The sequence below is a fragment of the Sphingobacterium sp. SGL-16 genome, assembly GCF_011043515.1.
GTDB classification, from domain to species: Bacteria; Bacteroidota; Bacteroidia; order Sphingobacteriales; family Sphingobacteriaceae; genus Sphingobacterium; species Sphingobacterium litopenaei.
In genome coordinates this window covers 1-1,151 of record NZ_JAAKGQ010000112.1, presented here as the reverse complement: position 1 = coordinate 1,151, position 1,151 = coordinate 1, and the positions used below count along the sequence as shown (strand labels likewise).

Sequence of the window (1,151 nt, the reverse complement as noted above, 5' to 3'; positions counted from 1 at the left end):
CATTTCATTTCCTAAAGGCTGTGTGGTCGTTGTGGATAGAGGCTACGTTGATTATGCTTGGATGAACGTTTTGGACAGCAATCAGTCCTTTTTTCTCACACGCAGTAAAAGCAACATGAAATATACGGTAGTGAAAACATTTCAAAGTGAGGCACTCCAGGACAGCGGCGTCCTTCAGGATCAAATTATTGAACTTGATGGGGATGCTAAAAAGCACTATCAAGGAAAGAAAATGCGTCTAGTTCGTTTTTGGGACAGCATAAATAAGGCTGAATATGAGTTTTTAACAAATAATTTCACCTGGAAGGCATCAACAGTAGCTGCCTTATATAAAGAAAGGTGGGAGATTGAAACTTTCTTCAAACATCTAAAACAACGTCTGAAAGTAACCAGTTTTGTAGGAACCTCAGAAAATGCTGTCTACACTCAAATTTGGACTGCATTAATAGGTATACTACTCTTTAAATACATTCAGAAGAAGGCTAAATATGATTGGAACTTATCTAACCTAGTGAACTTTATCCGCTTGAATATATTCGTGAAAATTGATCTCTGGAAATGGGCTAATGATCCATTCTTTTCTGGTAAACCTCCTGATAAAATTGGACAGTTTAAACTCTTGTAAAAACAATAGAGAGGGAATATTTCGGATTTTTTAACAAAAGCTTTCTTAATTCATAGAAGATAGCAGATAATCTGCGGCCTAAAATTTATTTAGGACAGTAATGTGTGATTTCTATTTAAAGTTGATTAAATGCCCTTTATTTAATCATTCAATGTACAATTATAAATAAAGTGTAATAAATAAGGTTGATTTTAATAAATTTCACTAACTAATGTCAGTAATGTCCAAAATAAGGGAAAAAATGGCGGTGTATTTATATAGCAGGGATTGCTATATTTAATTCGCTAAAATTCCATCACCGCCATAGTAAATATAAACGTATTTTCTCAGATATTAGGACTAGTAGATCGCAATATTTTTAACAAATTAGTTCAACAATATCAGTCCGATAAACACCATAAAGGAATTAATAGTTGGACACACTTTGTAAGTATGCTTTTCTGCCATCTTTCCTCTGCTGATTCCGTTCGTGATATTTCTAATGGGCTTCGTAGTACTACAGGAAACATGAGCCATATGGGCATCT

The 1,151-nt window shown here is 34.1% G+C and carries 2 protein-coding genes; both read left to right on the top strand.

The features are described 5' to 3' along the window. A partial coding sequence (locus G5B32_RS16875) for an IS4 family transposase (protein ID WP_165292658.1) occupies positions 1 to 625 on the top strand: 625 nt, incomplete at its 5' end. A gap of 294 nt (positions 626 to 919) precedes the next feature. Beyond that, positions 920 to 1,151 (top strand): DUF4372 domain-containing protein (locus tag G5B32_RS17765; RefSeq protein WP_165292659.1); only part of this gene is annotated, 232 nt, incomplete at its 3' end.